Source organism: Chelativorans sp. YIM 93263 (assembly GCF_028767125.1).
Classification (GTDB): Bacteria; Pseudomonadota; Alphaproteobacteria; order Rhizobiales; family Rhizobiaceae; genus Chelativorans.
This window is the reverse complement of record NZ_JAKCWP010000005.1, coordinates 284,845-300,779: the sequence shown is the minus strand read 5'-3', so window position 1 is coordinate 300,779 and position 15,935 is coordinate 284,845. Positions and strand designations below refer to the sequence as shown.

The window sequence follows — 15,935 nt, the reverse complement described above, 5'->3', positions numbered from 1 at the left end:
TCTTGAAACGGCCTGCAGGAGAAATAATGTTTCACCAAAGGGCTGATTTTTTCATTTAGTCTTGTCTGACGCGCCGTTTTCTGGCATGTCAGGAAATAGGACAGCACTCCTGTCTTATTTATCCGCATATATTCATACGCTGGTTCTGCGCTATAATTAGAGAGCGCCGGCGTCTGTGAAGATGGCGGATAAGGCGGGCATTGGACACCATCTGCGTCTATTCGCCCGTTGATAGAAGAACGCCGTGAGCGATGAAGCAGCGTTCTTCCGGCTTTTCGTAAGATGTGCCGATAGATCACACGGGACGCCGCTAACAAAGCGACGTCGCGAATCGGACCCGACGCCCCGCCAGGGGCCAGTATGGAGGATGAAGCGATGACGGATATGACGCCATCTGTAGCGACCGGGCTGAAGCCCGCCGTACAGGCCAGGACGGCTGCCGTCAAACGTACGCTCCTGGGCTCCACTGGGCTGCCCACCGCGCGCGGTCTTTACAATCCGCGCAATGAGCACGATGCATGCGGCGTCGGTTTTGTCGCGAATATGAAAGGTGTGAAGTCGCACGCCATCGTTCAGGACGGCTTGGCGATGGTGGAGAATCTCACACATCGTGGTGCTGTCGGCGCGGATCCGCTGGTTGGCGACGGCGCGGGAATACTCGTTCAGATCCCGGACCGCTTCTTCCGCGAGGAAATGGCCAAGCAAGGCGTCGAGCTGCCGGACCAGGGCCACTATGGCGTCGGCCATCTGTTCATGCCTCCGGATGACGAGTTGCGGGCGCATATCGAGCAAATCATTGCAGATGTTACGCGGGCGGAAGGGCAGGTGCTGCTCGGTTTCCGCGACGTGCCTGTGGATAATTCCGGCCTTTCCAGCGCACCGGATATCGTTGCGTCCGAGCCGGTTCATCGCCAAGTGTTCATCGCGCGTGGCGATGGCATCAAGGACGAGGACGATTTCGAGCGTAAACTCTACATCCTGCGCAAGGTGGTCTCGGCGCGTCTTCATGAGGAGACGGGTGGCGGCGAAAACGGATTCTATACCGTCTCGCTGTCAGCGCGCACGATCATCTACAAGGGTATGTTCCTCGCTAATCAGTTGGGCGCCTATTACAAGGATCTGCAGGATTCGCGCTTCGAATCGGCTTTGGCGCTGGTGCACCAGCGCTTTTCGACGAACACTTTCCCGTCCTGGAAGCTGGCGCATCCCTATCGCATGGTCGCGCACAATGGCGAGATCAACACGCTGCGCGGCAACGTGAATTGGATGGCGGCGCGGCAAGCTTCCGTCGATTCGGAGCTGTTCGGCAACGACATTTCCAAGCTCTGGCCGATCTCCTACGAGGGTCAATCGGATACGGCCTGCTTCGACAATGCGCTCGAATTCCTGTTTCAGGGCGGCTACCCGATGGCGCATGCCATGATGATGCTCATCCCTGAGGCCTGGGCCGGCAATAAGCTGATGAGCCCGGAGCGCCAAGCCTTTTATGAATATCATGCGGCCCTTATGGAGCCTTGGGACGGCCCGGCCGCTGTCGCGTTCACGGATGGGCGTCAGATCGGCGCGACCCTCGACCGCAATGGCCTGCGCCCCGCGCGCTATATCGTCACGGACGACGACCGGGTCATCATGGCCTCCGAGGCCGGGGCGCTGCCTATCGAGGAAGAAAAGATCGTCACGAAATGGCGGCTCCAGCCCGGGCGTATGCTGCTGATCGACCTTGAGGAAGGGCGTATTATCTCGGATGACGAGCTGAAGGCGAAGCTCGCCACGAGTCATCCATTCCGTGAGTGGCTGGATCAGACGCAGCTTATTCTCGAAGAACTCAAGCCGGTGGCACCGCGCGAACTCAGACAGGATGTCTTGCAGCTCGACTGCCAGCAGGCCTTCGGCTACACCGAGGAAGACATCAAAATGCTGCTGCCCCCCATGGCTACGACCGGCCAGGAAGGCATCGGCTCCATGGGCACCGACACACCGATTTCGGCCATGTCGGATAGATCCAAACTGCTCTACACCTATTTCAAGCAGAACTTCGCGCAGGTCACCAACCCGCCGATCGACCCGATCCGCGAGGAGTTGGTGATGAGCCTTGTCTCGTTCATCGGTCCGCGGCCGAACATCTTCGATCTCGTGGGCAACTCGCGGCGCAAGCGGCTGGAGGTGCGTCAGCCGATCCTGACCAATGGCGATCTGGAAAAAATCCGCTCCATCGGCCATACGGAAGACCGTTTCGACACCAAGACACTCGATGTCACCTATTCGGCGATAGAGGGTGCACCCGGTATGTCCACTGCGCTTGAGCGGCTTTGCGAGCGCGCGGAAGCGGCGGTGGCTGGTGGCTACAACATCATTATCCTGTCGGACCGCCAGATCGGACCGGACCGCATTGCCATTCCCATGCTTCTGGCCACTGCGGCAGTGCATCACCACTTGATCCGCAAGGGCTTGAGGACCGCGGTCGGCCTCGTGGTGGAATCAGGCGAGCCGCGCGAGGTGCATCACTTCTGCTGCCTGGCGGGTTACGGCGCGGAAGCCATCAATCCGTATCTGGCGTTCGATACGCTTCTCGACATGCATGCCAAGGGCGAGTTCCCGCCCGAGGTGGATGCCGATGAGGTGAGGAAGCGCTACATCAAATCCATCGGCAAGGGCATTATGAAGGTGATGTCCAAGATGGGGATTTCCACCTACCAATCCTACTGCGGCGCGCAGATTTTCGACGCGGTCGGCCTCAAGACCGACTTCGTAGCGCGGTATTTTACGGGGACTGCAACCGGGATCGAAGGTGTCGGGCTGGAAGAGATCGCTCGGGAGACGGTGGCGCGTCACGCGGCAGCTTTCAGCGACGATCCGGTATTGCGCACGGCGCTGGATGTCGGCGGCGAGTACAATTATCGTATCCGCGGCGAGGAACATTCCTGGACGCCCGACGCGGTGGCAACCCTGCAGCACGCGGTGCGCAAGAAGTCGTGGGAGAATTATCAGGAATTCTCCGAACTGATTAATGGGGAAAGCGCGCGGCTGAAGACGATCCGCGGTCTGTTCCGGATCAAAGCGGCGGACCGAGCGGGCCGCAAGCCCGTCCCGGTCGACCAGGTCGAGCCGGCGGAGGAAATCGTCAAGCGTTTCTCGACCGGCGCGATTTCCTTCGGCGCGATCAGCCGCGAGGCGCACACCACGCTGGCCCGCGCGATGAACACCATCGGCGGCAAGTCGAATACGGGCGAGGGCGGTGAAGAGGCCGACCGATTCCTGCCACTCACCGACGGTTCGATGAACCCGGAGCGCTCGGCCATCAAACAGGTGGCGAGCGGCCGTTTCGGTGTGACGACAGAGTATCTCGTCAACTCCGACATGATGCAGATCAAGATCGCGCAAGGCGCCAAGCCGGGCGAAGGCGGTCAACTTCCCGGCCACAAGGTTGACGCCACGATCGCGAAGGTGCGCCACTCGACGCCGGGAGTCGGCCTGATCTCGCCGCCGCCGCACCACGATATCTATTCCATCGAGGATCTGGCGCAGCTCATCTTCGACCTGAAGAACGTGAATCCGAAGGGCGACGTTTCCGTGAAGCTCGTCTCCGAGGTCGGGTGCGGAACGGTGGCGGCCGGCGTGGCGAAGGCGCGCGCGGATCACATCACGATTGCCGGCAATGACGGCGGCACTGGCGCTTCGCCTTTGACTTCAATCAAGCATGCCGGCTCTCCATGGGAAATGGGGCTCGCCGAAACGCACCAGACACTAGTGCTCAACGGCTTGCGCAGCAGGGTTGCGCTGCAAGTCGACGGCGGGCTCCGGACGGGTCGCGACGTGATCATCGGGGCGTTGCTTGGAGCGGACGAGTTTGGCTTCTCCACCGCGCCGCTTATTGCGGCGGGTTGCATTATGATGCGTAAGTGCCATCTCAACACCTGCCCCGTCGGCATTGCCACGCAGGACCCGGTGCTGAGAAAGCGCTTCAAGGGCACGCCGGAGCACGTCATCAATTATTTCTTCTATGTCGCGGAAGAAGTGCGCCATCTGCTGGCGGAAATGGGATTCACGAAGCTCGACGATGTGATCGGCCAGTCGGATCTTCTCGAAAAGCACACGCTGGTGGAGCATTGGAAGGCGCGGGGGCTCGATTTCTCCGGCATCTTCTTTAAGCCGGACGCGCCAAGAGAGGCGACACGCTGGACGGAGCGTCAGCAGCATCCGATCGAGGGTGTTCTCGATCGCAAGCTGATAGCGGCGGCCGAACCGGCGCTGGAGGGCCGTGAGCCTGTTACGTTCGAGAGTCATATCTGCAATACGGATCGCACGACCGGCGCGATGCTTTCGGGCGAGGTGGCGAAGCGGTACGGCCACAAGGGCTTGAAGGACGATACGATTACCATGCGGTTCCGCGGTACGGCCGGCCAGTCTTTCGGCGCGTTCCTTACCCGTGGCATCACCTTTGAACTGGACGGTGATGCCAACGACTATGTCGGCAAAGGCCTGTCCGGCGGGCGTATCATCATCCGGCCGTCCGGCCATGCCAACATTGTACCACGACACTCGATCATCGTCGGCAACACCGTGCTTTACGGTGCGGTCGAGGGAGAGTGCTATTTCCGGGGCGTTGCCGGTGAGCGTTTCGCAGTGCGAAATTCCGGCGCGGTGGCGGTGGTGGAAGGCATCGGCGATCATGGTTGCGAATACATGACGGGCGGTGTCGTCGTCGTGCTCGGTCAGACCGGACGTAACTTCGCTGCGGGCATGTCGGGTGGCGTCGCTTACGTGCTCGATGAGGACGGCGACTTTTCGGAGCGCTGCAACATGGCCATGGTCGAGCTGGAACCGGTGCCGGAAGAAGACGAGATCCTGGAGAAGCTGCATCACCACGGCGGTGACATCGCGCATATGGGCCGCGTCGATGTTTCGGGCGACATGACCCGGCACGATGAGGAGCGCTTAGCACACCTTATCTCCAATCACTTCCGTTTCACCGGCTCTGAGCAAGCGCGGGCCATTCTCGACAATTGGGCGGAGTACCGACCGAAGTTCCGCAAGATCATGCCGGTTGAATACCGTCGCGCGCTCGAGGAGATGCAGCGCATGCGCATGGGAATCGCGGCTGAATAAGCCACCTATTTGGAATACTGGTCACGGGCCTGAGAGGGCCGTCAGGGACAAGGGATGAGTATGGGCAAGGTTACAGGCTTTCTCGAGATCGACCGGCAGGAGAACAAGTACCAGCCGGCATCGGACCGCATTCGGCATTTCCGTGAATTCACGCTGCCAATGTCGGACCAGGAGGTCTCGAAACAGGCCGCACGATGCATGGATTGCGGAATCCCGTATTGCCACGGGCCGACGGGCTGTCCGGTGCACAACCAGATTCCGGACTGGAACGATCTCGTCTACCACGGTGACTGGGAGACAGCGATCGAGAACCTCCATTCCACGAACAATTTCCCAGAATGGACGGGGCGCATCTGCCCCGCACCTTGCGAGGAAGCCTGCACGTTAAATCTGGAAGACGTTCCGGTGGCCATCAAAACCATCGAACAGGCGATCGGCGACAAAGCGTATGAGTTCGGCTATGTACGGCCGCAACCGCCGGAGAAGAAGACCGGCAAGCGCGTGGCCATCATTGGCTCCGGCCCTTCTGGGATGGCGGCGGCTCAGCAATTGGGCCGGGCTGGACACGATGTGCATGTGTTTGAACGCGAGAGCCAGCCGGGCGGGCTGATGCGCTATGGCATCCCGGATTTCAAGATCGAGAAGCACTATGTTCAGCGCCGCGTCGAGCAGATGGAAGGCGAGGGGGTCACTTTCCACTGCGGCGTCAATGTCGGTGTAGACAAGCCTGCCGAGGAACTGTTGGCAGAATATGACGCCGTGCTTTATTGCGGCGGCTCGGAAACGCCGCGTCCGGCGGGCATTCCTGGTGTGGAATTAAACGGCGTCTATGATGCAATGCCTTATCTGGTGCAGCAGAATCGGCGCGTCGGCGGCGAAGACATTCAGTCCGTCGCCTGGCCGGAGGAGCCCATCCTTGCAAACGGCAAGCACGTCCTCGTTGTCGGTGGTGGCGATACAGCGTCCGATTGCGTGGGCACGGCATTCCGGCAAGGCGCGGTGCGCGTCACGCAGCTGGATATCCGCCCCAAGCCGCCGGAGAAGGAAGACAAACTCACCGTCTGGCCCTACTGGGCGACAAAGATGCGGACGTCTTCCAGTCAGGCTGAAGGCGCGCAGCGGGAGTTTCAGGTGGCCACCCTAGAGTTCGTTGGCGAGGACGGTCAACTTACGGGTGTGAAATGCTGCGAGGTGGACGAGCGGCGACAGCCGGTCGAGGGCACCGAGTTCGTCATCAAGGCCGATCTCGCCTTCATCGCCATAGGATTTTCTGGTCCTACGCGTGAAGGTGTGCTGACCGAATTGGACGACAAGCTTGAGACAACCCTCGACCGCCGCAAGTCGACCAATGTGGCGGCGAATGATCTTGATTACCGCACGAGCGTCGACAAGTTTTTCGCCGCCGGTGATGTGCGGCGTGGTCAGTCGCTGGTCGTCTGGGCCATTCGCGAAGGTCGGCAGGCAGCACGAGCCATTGATGAGTATCTGATGGGCAGCACGACCCTTCCGCGATAGCGAGGCGTTGTTGTAGCCTATTCCATCTGCTGCGAGGTCGCCCCCGGGTCTTCTTCCTCTTCAGCCGCGTCTTGCGAAGTGTTCTGACGCAGGGAGAAATTGTCGGCGCGTCCGGGATGACCTGCCGAACGGGTCTGATCGGCCGTGATTGAGGAGGAGGTCAGGGGCGTGTTTCCTGCCAATTCCTCAGGACTACCGATCTGCGGTGCAGCAAGGGACACGGGCGGGGTTCGGTCGCGCTCCAGCGGCTCGTCCGTGCTTTCGGAGGGCAGGACGAGAATCTCTGTGTCGAGCTGTTCAAGGCCCGGCTCCGTCGCTGGACCAAGCAATCTGTTGAGCGGTTTTTCAACGAAGAAGGCGATCTTACGCCGTCCGGCATGTGTCATGTTAATGCCATCGCCGGCGCGGAGCTGGACGGATTGCCCATTCATGTCGGGGCCGGTGGTGGTGAAACTGCCACTTTCATCGACGAAGCCTTCCCAGATATCGACGAACTGGCCGCCGACAGCTTCCACGGTTTTCTTGTAGATGTCGTTGAAAGCCAACATGTCGGACGACATGCTGGACGAACGGAATGGCGGGAGGCCGGTCCAGATCAGAGGTATATCGGCGGCTTCGATAGTCTGCGCAAACTCGGTAACCCGCTCGGAATAGACTTCACGCCAGGGTTCGCTCAGCGGCCGCGCGCTTTGTCCGTTCACGGTCAGCGCCTGTCGATCATTCGAGCCGATCATGACTACGATCACGGCAGGTTCAACGTCTTCCAGAATTGGCTCGAGCTGCTCGTTCCAATCGTAGAAATCGTCGCGCACGAAACCGGAGGAGCCGTTGCTCCTGTTAACGATCCTTGTTCCGGGCGACTCCGCATAGGCGGTCTGAAGACCTTCCGCGAGCCCGTTTGCCATGAAATCGCCGACAATGAGGACGGTGTGTGCGTTCTCAAGCTTTTCCGCCTCTGGCTCCGGGCTTGGCGCAGAGCGGGCCTGGGCCGCGTTTCGGGAGCTCTGGGGCTGTTGCCTAGCGGGCTGCGCAGAGCGCTGGGACTGTTGCCTCGCGGGCGGTGCAGAGCGCTGGCGCGGTGCTGCCCTCTGTGCCGGTGCTTGCCTCGTTCTCGGCGCTGCCTGTCTGTCCCGTCCCGGTGGAGGCAAAGCCTGCCGCGGCGGCGGCCCGCCGAACAGGCGATCGAAAAGGTTTTGTCTTCGGATGAGTTCCTGGGCGAATGCATCGCCCTGGAACGAAGGTATTGAGACAAGGAGGACGGATAGGCCGAGGAAGACCGAGAGAGGCCGCAGGCATCGTGATAGCGATCGTGCACCCGCGGCCATGACCAAATCTCCCTGACAGCCTCTAGTTTCCTCGCAGTTTCCTGAGCACTTCCTTGCTCGGATGGCCGTCCTGTGACAGGCCAATGCGCGCCTGGAAAGCCTTGATAGCGCTGCGCGAACCTTCGCCGATCTTGCCGTCGATGGGCCCGCTGTAATAACCTAAAGCATCGAGGCGGCGTTGGAGTTCCTCGGTCTCGTCATAACTGAGCGGCTCAAACGGGCGGCCCCAATCGCGCATGGGTCCGCTGTACCCGGCGATCTGATCGGCGAGCAAGCCGACTGCAAGCGCGTACTTGTCGGCGTTGTTGTAACGCTTCAGAACGGTGAAGTTCTTGGTTACGAGAAATGCCGGTCCATCGCGGCCCTGGAGAACCTTGAGTTCGGCACTGTCAGAGGGCCGCGGATAGCTTTTCCCGTTTGCGCGCGTGACGCCAATGGATGCCCAGCGATTCAGTGACATCGTGCCTCCCGGGAACTTACGGCCAGATGGCAGTACAACCTCGTAGCCCCAGGTTTCTCCTGTCCGCCAACCGTTCTTACGCAAGAGGTTGGCCGCAGTCGCGAGTGCGTCGGGAACGGAGTTCCAGATGTCGCGGCGACCGTCGCCATCCATATCGACTGCGTAGGCCTGATAGCTTGTGGGGATGAACTGGGTATGCCCCATGGCGCCGGCCCACGAACTGGTGAGCTGGTTTTCGGGAATATCCCCGTTTTGCAGTATCTTGAGCGCAGCGATAAGCTGATTGCGCGCGAACTTGGCGCGGCGCTGATCAGCGTAACCGAGCGTCGCCAGCGAGCGCGGCAGGCTGCGCATAACGCGCTCGTTGTTCAGCACTTCACCGTAATTCGACTCAATTGACCAGATCGCGAGCAGGATGTGCCGTTCGACCCCGAACTGCTGTTCAATGCGGTCAAGCCAAGGTTTCCATCTTTGCGCCAGCTGACGACCGGTGGCAACCGAGCGTTCGTTGACGCGATTATCGAAATATTGCCAGGCACTGGCCCGGAACTCAGGCTGGAAACGAGCCTTCTCGAGAACTTCGGGATCCGGCGCTGTGATGCCTCGAAAGGCGCGGTCATAAACAGCGCCGGAAACCCCATTTTGTATGGCAACGGAACGGAACTCGGCGATCCATTGCTGAAAGCCTGCGTCGGCGAGAGCGGACGTGCTCCCCCCAACAGCAATTGTAACTGCCAGAAACATACCGGCAGTGAAACGAGCGATCCTTGCTGAAAGCATCCCCAAATCTCCGATAGATACGGCCCCCATCATCGCTGAATGTGGTAAGCAAAGAGTTTACCATATAAAAAACAAATCTGGCCCAATTTCGGGCGGATCCATCTTTATCCTGGCAGGAACGGCCGGTGCGTTTCCGCATTGTGCTGTGAACTTCCGCCACCCAAGAACTCAAGGTTGCTCCATGCAGAAGATTCGTAAAGCTGTGTTCCCCGTTGCGGGGCTCGGGACACGTTTTCTCCCGGCTACTAAGGCGTTGCCGAAGGAAATGCTGACCGTCGTCGATAAACCGATCATCCAGTACGTGGTGGAAGAGGCGCGTGAGGCAGGCATCGAGCACCTGATTTTCGTGACCGGGCGCAACAAGACCGCCATCGAAGATCATTTCGATGTACAGGTCGAACTCTACGAAACGCTTACACAGCGCGGCAAAACGGACATCCTGGAACGCCTCCAGGCGATGCAGCCGCAGCCCGGACAGATCAGTTACACACGCCAGCAGGTTCCGCTTGGGCTCGGCCACGCGGTATGGTGCGCGCGTGAACTGGTGAGCGGCGAGCCTTTTGCGCTCTTGCTGCCTGACATGATCATGCAATCCGAGACAGGGTGCATGAAGCAGATGGTCGAGCTTTACGAGCAAACCGGCGGCAACGTGCTGGCGGTGGAAGAGTGCGACCCTTCACAAACACACAAATACGGTATCGTCGGGCGTGGTAAGGACACGCATTCAGGGTTCGAAATTACCGAAATGGTTGAGAAGCCGAAGCCAGAGGATGCACCTTCGAATTTTTATATCAATGGACGCTACATTCTCCAACCGCAGATCTTTTCGCTTCTTGAAAGCCAGGAACAAGGTGCGGGTGGCGAAATCCAGATCACGGACGCGATGCTGCGACTGCACGCGGAGCAGCCATTCTATGCCCACATCTATCGCGGACGCACCTTTGATTGCGGCGCGCCGGAGGGCTTTGTAGAAGCCAATCTGGCCTTTGCCATGGAGCGCGATGAAATGAGGCCCTATCTCACGCGCTTCTTGAAGGGCGTCCTCAAGGACGGGTGATCCGCCCCGGTGGAAGAGCACAAGTTTTCCTTGCGTCCGCGCCGATCCCGGTGTGAACATCTCTGTTATCAAACCGACATGCTGCGGCGATAACAAAAAACTTTTAGGGACCGGGAGAACGTCATGAGAAAGCTTGCTGCCCTCGCCTTAAGTTCATCGGTGCTGGCCATAGGAGCGGCGCCGGCGCTTGCCGAGTATTCGCTGAATATTCTTCATATCAACGATTGGCACAGTCGTATCGAGCCGATCAACGCTTACGACTCCACCTGCTCGCCCGAGGACGACGCCGATGGCAAGTGCTTCGGCGGCGCAGCACGGCTGGTGACCGCGGTACGCGATCAGCGCAATGCATTGGAGGGCGAGAACACTCTCTTTCTGAATGCCGGGGACAATTTCCAGGGTTCTCTCTTTTACACGACGTATAAGGGAACTGTTGAAGGCGAGTTCCTGAACTTGATGGAAACCGACGTTATGGTTGTCGGCAATCATGAGTTCGATGATGGCGAAGACGGTTTGGCCGCGTTCCTTGACATGGTTAAGTTTCCGGTTCTGGGGTCGAACGTCAAAGCGCGCGAAGCTTCCGCACTTGGCGATCGCGTCAAGGAATACGTCATCCTCGATGTGGGTGGCGAGCAGGTCGGCATCGTCGGCGCCGTGGCGAATGATACGGCCGAGCTATCATCGCCGGGCGAGCATGTTTCGATAATCGAGGATGTCGAGGGTATTACGGCGGCGATTGAGGCGGTCAAAGCCGAGGGCGTCAACAAGATTATTGCGCTTACGCATGTAGGCTACCCGCGTGATCTTGAAGCCATTGCCAAGATCCCAGGCGTGGATGTGGTGGTCGGTGGGCATACCAACACGCTCCTGTCCAACACCATCGAAGGAGCGGAAGGTCCGTACCCGACAATGGTGGATAACCCGGAAGGGTATCAGGTTCCGGTCGTGCAGGCGGCCTCATATTCGAAATATCTGGGCGAACTGAAGGTCGTATTCGACGATAGCGGCGTCGTGACGGAGGCTACCGGCGACGTTCATCTCATCGATGCTTCCGTCGAGCCAGACGAGAAGGTTGCCGCCCGCGTGGAGGAACTCGCCGGTCCCATCGAGGAGTTGAAGACCAAGGTCGTTGCCGAAACCGTCTCGAGTATCGATGGCAGCCGGGAGAGCTGCCGTGCCGGCGAATGCCAGATGGGCAATCTGGTGACCGACGCTATGTTGGCGCGCACGCAGAACCAGGGCGTTCAGTTCGCGATCACGAATGGCGGCGGCTTGCGCGCCTCGATCGACGAGGGCGACGTCACTATGGGCGAAGTCCTGGAGGTTCTGCCGTTCCAGAATACGCTTGCGACCTTCGAACTCAGCGGTGCCGACGTCCTCGCATCGCTCGAAAGTGGGGTGAGCGCAATTGAGGAGGGGGCTGGCCGTTTCCCGCAGGTTGCGGGTTTGCGCTACAGCTTCGATCCGTCAATTGCACCGGGTGAGGGTCGGATCTCGAATGTCGAAGTCCGGACAGACGATGAGTGGACGCCTCTCGATCCGGACGCGACCTACCTCATCGCCACCAACAACTTCATGCGCAACGGCGGCGACGGATACGCGCTTTTCGCCGAGAAGGGCGAAAACGCGTATGATTACGGTCCTGGGCTCGAGCAGGTTGTGGCCGACTATCTGGTAGAGAATCAGCCTTACGAGCCTTACACGGACGGCCGCATCTCCGAGGCAGGTGCGTCTGACGGTTAAATCCTGTATCCCTAGCTGAACGGGACCTCCAGCAGCTTTAACCCCGCCTCTCGGGCGGGGTTCTTTTGTTGCCTGCGGCCAGAGGTGGCATTGTTTTTACAGCGGGGTTCAATAGCTCTACATTCCCAAGTGATGGGAAACGGGCTGAACGGATTATGAGCAAGCAAACGCAGAAGAACCTACGGGAAGAGACCAGCCGGCGTTCCAGCAATTCGGGGCCGCAGACCGGTAAAATCGGCGTGCTGCTGGTGAATCTCGGAACGCCGGAAGGCACCGATTACTGGCCGATGCGCCGGTACTTGGCCGAGTTTTTGTCCGACAGACGTGTAATCGAGTGGCCACGCGCGATCTGGTATCCAGTGCTCTACGGCATCGTTCTGAGTCGACGACCGAGCAAATCCGGGGCGGCTTACGCAAAGATCTGGAACAACGAGCGCAACGAATCTCCCTTGCGGACATTCACCCGAGCCCAGGGTGAGAGGCTGGCGACTGCGCTTGCCGATCACGAGAACATTATTGTCGACTGGGCGATGCGCTATGGGAAACCTGCCATCAAGGAGGTGACCAATAGCCTCATCGAGCGGGGTTGCGACCGTATCGTCATGTTTCCGCTTTATCCGCAATACTCTGCCACCACGACGGCGACGGTGAACGATAAGTTCTTCGAAGCCCTGGCGAAGATGCGTTTTCAGCCGGCTGTCCGAACCATACCGTCCTATCCCGGCGATTCCGTCTATATCGACGCTTTGGCCCGCTCGATCGAAGGTCATTTGGCAACGCTCGACTTCGAGCCCGAGAAGGTGATCGCCTCTTATCACGGGATCCCGCAAAGCTATGTCCAGCGCGGCGATCCCTACGAAGCACAGTGCTATGAAACCTCACGTCTTTTGCGTGAGCGGCTCGGCTGGGACGACAAAAAGCTACTGACCTGTTTTCAATCCCGTTTCGGACCGGAAGAGTGGACGCAGCCTTATACCGATAAAACGGTCGAGCGCCTTGCGCGCGAGGGGGTAAAGTCGGTCGCCGTCTTTAATCCGGGCTTCGTTTCCGACTGCCTGGAGACGCTGGAGGAGATCGCTGTGGAGGCGGGAACCATTTTTCGCGCGGCGGGGGGGGAGAATTTCACCCATATTCCCTGCCTCAATGACAGTGACGACGGCATGCGCGTAATTGAACACCTAGTGCGGCGCGAGCTTTCAGGCTGGATCTGAGCGCTATCTCAGGCCGCGCCGATCCGTAACAGGTCGTGCAGGTGGACGACGCCGACGGGCTTGCCATCCTCCACCACCATCAGGTTGGTGATGGCTGAGGAATTGACGATCTGCAGGGCGGCCGCCACAAGCGTTTCGGGAGGAACCGTCTTCGGATTGCGCGTCATCACCTGATCCGTCGTCATGGAGAGAATATCATCGTCCATGTGACGGCGCAGATCGCCATCGGTGATGATGCCGGACAATCGTCCATTCCCGTCAACGACGCCGACGCATCCAAAGCCCTTGCGCGATATCTCAATGATGGCTTCGCGCATATTCGTGCCCGTTGACACCAGCGGCAGTCGATTTCCCGTGTGCATGATGTCATCGATGCGGGTGAGATTGGCGCCGAGCTGCCCACCCGGGTGTAATGTGCGGAAGTGATCTGCCGTAAAGCCGCGTGCCTCCAGCAGCGCCACGGCCAGCGCATCGCCGATGACGAGCTGCAACAGCGTCGACGTCGTGGGCGCTAGCCCATGCGGGCAGGCTTCGGTGACTTTCGGAAGGCATAGAACGGTGGTGGCCTCGCGCGACAGCGTGGATTCCGGACCGGATGTGATTGCAATCAGCGGAATGGAAAAGCGCCGCGCATAGGCGACAATTCCTTTCAGCTCGGCGGTTTCTCCCGACCAGGAGATGGCGAGGATCGCATCCTCAGGTGTAATCATTCCGAGATCGCCATGATTGGCCTCGGCGGGATGGACGAAATAGGCCGGTGTTCCGGTGGACGCCAATGTGGCTGAAATCTTGGAGCCGATATGCCCGCTCTTGCCCAGGCCCGTGACGATGACACGGCCGGAAAGCCCGGAAATCGTTTCGACAGCTTTGGCGAACGGTTGCGAGAGGCCGTTGTCGAGCGCCTCGGAAAGGGCTGCGAGTGCATCCTGCTCCGCCTTCAGCGTGCGGGCGGCGGAGGCGATTGCCTCGCTCGGATTGAGCTTCTCGGTCGCTTTCTTCTGCATCGGCAACGCGCTTAGCGCTTTCCTCCCGCCATGTCCAATCCTGTTTGCGGATGGCGGTCTCTTAGCAGCATTCAACCTTGCGTTAACCAAGAGCTTTTACCGTCTGGTTACCCTGGCGCGGGAGTGCGCCGTGAATACCTCAGGTGGTTATGTCCGGCGCTATCGGCAAAAAACACGGAATGAACATCCTCGCCGGCGCAATCGCAGGATTGCTCTGTTCCGCGATATCTGGCCAAGCGCAGGAAAGCGTGTTGCGCGGGTCAGTCGAGGAGGATGCGGTAAATGCCGCGCTTGTCGCTGCGCAGGAGAATGCGGCACTTGATACCCTGCCAACCGGCACCACTCATCCTACGACCTCTAACACCTGGGCTGGCGACGATCCGGCCAGCGAATCCGGTGACCCGTTTGGCGCCCAATTCACCGATCTAGATGACGTGTCGGTTTCCGAGGAGCTGGAAGAGGAAGCAGCAGATTCGGATACACTTGGGTCCTTCGATGAGAGCGATGCTTCGAATGAAATGCGTGGCAGGCAGCTAGGCGCCGATCGGATGAACACGCGCGTCGCAGCCATTGGGGGCGGGGGCGGTATCGTAGAGGAAGACCCTTATGCTCCATTGGGCATCAGGTTTGGTACCTTTTTGCTGTTCTCAACGCTGGAGCAGGGGCTGAGATGGACCTCTAACGCGACCGACAGCCCCGGAGGCCGTGAAGCAGTTCTTTCCGAAACAACCATCGGTCTGAGGGCCGAATCCGATTGGGCGCGGCACAGGGGCAGGATTAACGCGTCGGGCACGTACGACAAGTCATTCGCCGGCAGGGAAATTTCGGATTTCGAGGGCGGCGTGGATGCGCTTCTTGAGCTGGATCTCTCAGCGGACTACCTGGCACGGGGCACTCTGGCCTATGCCGTCGAGCGCGAGTCCGCCACTTCGCCGCTGGCGGCCGTGGGGGTGGAGCGGCAGCCTTTTCTTCATACGATCGATGGTTCGCTCGGGTTTGAAAAGGTGGAGGGGCCGCTGCTGTTCGGCGTGACGGGTGAAATCTCGCGTGATCATTATGGCGATGCCCGCCTCGAAAATGGTGACAAGCTGTCCCAAGACGATCGTAACTCGACGCTCGCCCTTCTCCGGTTGCGCGGCGGGTATGCGCTGTCGCCAGCGCTTACCCCCTTTATCGAACTCATAGGCGGCCGACGTATTTACGATGAAAAGCGTGACAGCGCAGGCTTTGAGCGTTCGGCAACGCAAATCGAGGCACGCGCCGGCGTTGCACTCGATTTCCGGGAAAAGCTTTCGGGTGAATTTTCCGCCGGCTGGGTCCGCGAAGATTTCGACGACTCACGGCTGGATGCTGTCTCCGGCCCGTCCCTTGATGCCAGCCTGGCCTGGTCGCCCATGCGCGGAACGATCGTAGCCCTCGATGCACGCACCGGCGTCGAGGGGAGTTCGGATCCCGGTGAAAGCGGCTCTTTGCTGCACTCTGCTACGCTGAGGCTTGAACGCCAGATGCGGGCCAATCTTACGGGTGAGGCTGCTCTCGGCGCGGCTTACCGAGACTACTCCGGTGGCGGGCACGATCTCATCCTTAGCGGCGAAGCCGTTCTGACTTGGTGGCTCAACCGCTATGCCGGCCTTACGGGGCGGCTGCGGCATGAGAGGCAGACCAGCGATCTGCCGGGTCGTGATTACGATACCACGAGCGTTTTCGTCGGCATGAGGTTCCAGCGGTAGGGCA

General features: G+C 59.7%; 8 protein-coding genes and 1 pseudogene. 6 read left to right on the top strand and 3 right to left on the bottom strand.

All coding sequences use genetic code 11. The features are described from left to right. Window positions 1-375 precede the first annotated feature (375 nt). The gene (gltB, locus tag LY631_RS12875; RefSeq protein WP_274425821.1) at window positions 376-5,106 is read left to right on the top strand and encodes a glutamate synthase large subunit; all 4,731 of its coding nucleotides are present in this window, start codon (window positions 376-378) and stop codon (window positions 5,104-5,106) included. 60 nt (window positions 5,107-5,166) lie between these two features. Beyond that, window positions 5,167-6,621, top strand: coding sequence for a glutamate synthase subunit beta (locus tag LY631_RS12870; protein ID WP_274425820.1), 1,455 nt, complete (start codon window positions 5,167-5,169; stop codon window positions 6,619-6,621). 17 nt (window positions 6,622-6,638) lie between these two features. Here the strand turns inward: LY631_RS12870 and LY631_RS12865 are convergent, their stop codons facing one another. Both LY631_RS12865 and LY631_RS12860 read right to left on the bottom strand, forming a co-directional pair. Next, window positions 6,639-7,946 carry a DUF459 domain-containing protein gene (locus LY631_RS12865; RefSeq protein WP_274425818.1) on the bottom strand — a complete coding sequence of 436 codons (1,308 nt, stop codon included), beginning with the start codon at window positions 7,944-7,946 and terminating at the stop codon, window positions 6,639-6,641. Between the two features lie 22 nt (window positions 7,947-7,968). Continuing rightward, a complete protein-coding gene (locus LY631_RS12860; protein WP_274425904.1) occupies window positions 7,969-9,150 on the bottom strand; it encodes a lytic murein transglycosylase in 1,182 nt (393 codons plus the stop codon). A 217-nt stretch (window positions 9,151-9,367) separates the two neighbouring features. On the opposite strand from LY631_RS12860, the gene galU reads away from it, so the two are divergent. The 3 genes and pseudogenes from galU (at window position 9,368) to hemH (ending at window position 13,197) form a co-directional block, all read left to right on the top strand. Further along, a complete protein-coding gene (galU, locus tag LY631_RS12855; RefSeq protein ID WP_274425817.1) occupies window positions 9,368-10,243 on the top strand; it encodes a UTP--glucose-1-phosphate uridylyltransferase GalU in 876 nt (291 codons plus the stop codon). Between the two features lie 123 nt (window positions 10,244-10,366). Then, window positions 10,367-11,977, top strand: a pseudogene (locus tag LY631_RS12850) (bifunctional metallophosphatase/5'-nucleotidase); the annotation flags it as partial. Window positions 11,978-12,141: 164 nt separating this feature from the next. Next, window positions 12,142-13,197 carry a ferrochelatase gene (gene hemH, locus LY631_RS12845; RefSeq protein ID WP_274425816.1) on the top strand — a complete coding sequence of 352 codons (1,056 nt, stop codon included), beginning with the start codon at window positions 12,142-12,144 and terminating at the stop codon, window positions 13,195-13,197. Window positions 13,198-13,205: 8 nt separating this feature from the next. Here the strand turns inward: hemH and LY631_RS12840 are convergent, their stop codons facing one another. Continuing rightward, window positions 13,206-14,201 (bottom strand): KpsF/GutQ family sugar-phosphate isomerase, encoded by a 996-nt coding sequence (locus LY631_RS12840; RefSeq protein ID WP_274425815.1) that lies wholly within the window; start codon window positions 14,199-14,201, stop codon window positions 13,206-13,208. Between the two features lie 248 nt (window positions 14,202-14,449). Here LY631_RS12840 and LY631_RS12835 point away from each other — a divergent pair, with 248 nt between their 5' ends. After that, a complete protein-coding gene (locus tag LY631_RS12835; protein ID WP_274425903.1) occupies window positions 14,450-15,931 on the top strand; it encodes an outer membrane beta-barrel protein in 1,482 nt (493 codons plus the stop codon). Window positions 15,932-15,935 lie beyond the last annotated feature (4 nt).

Excerpts from the sequence above, each read along its gene's own strand:
- LY631_RS12865 (WP_274425818.1), bottom strand. The coding sequence starts at position 7,946 with ATGGCCGCGGGTGCACGATCGCTATCACGATGCCTGCGGCCTCTCTCG.
- LY631_RS12840 (WP_274425815.1), bottom strand. The coding sequence starts at position 14,201 with ATGCAGAAGAAAGCGACCGAGAAGCTCAATCCGAGCGAGGCAATCGCC.
- LY631_RS12860 (WP_274425904.1), bottom strand. The coding sequence starts at position 9,150 with ATGTTTCTGGCAGTTACAATTGCTGTTGGGGGGAGCACGTCCGCTCTC.
- galU (WP_274425817.1), top strand. The coding sequence starts at position 9,368 with ATGCAGAAGATTCGTAAAGCTGTGTTCCCCGTTGCGGGGCTCGGGACA.
- LY631_RS12870 (WP_274425820.1), top strand. The coding sequence starts at position 5,167 with ATGGGCAAGGTTACAGGCTTTCTCGAGATCGACCGGCAGGAGAACAAG.
- gltB (WP_274425821.1), top strand. The coding sequence starts at position 376 with ATGACGGATATGACGCCATCTGTAGCGACCGGGCTGAAGCCCGCCGTA.
- hemH (WP_274425816.1), top strand. The coding sequence starts at position 12,142 with ATGAGCAAGCAAACGCAGAAGAACCTACGGGAAGAGACCAGCCGGCGT.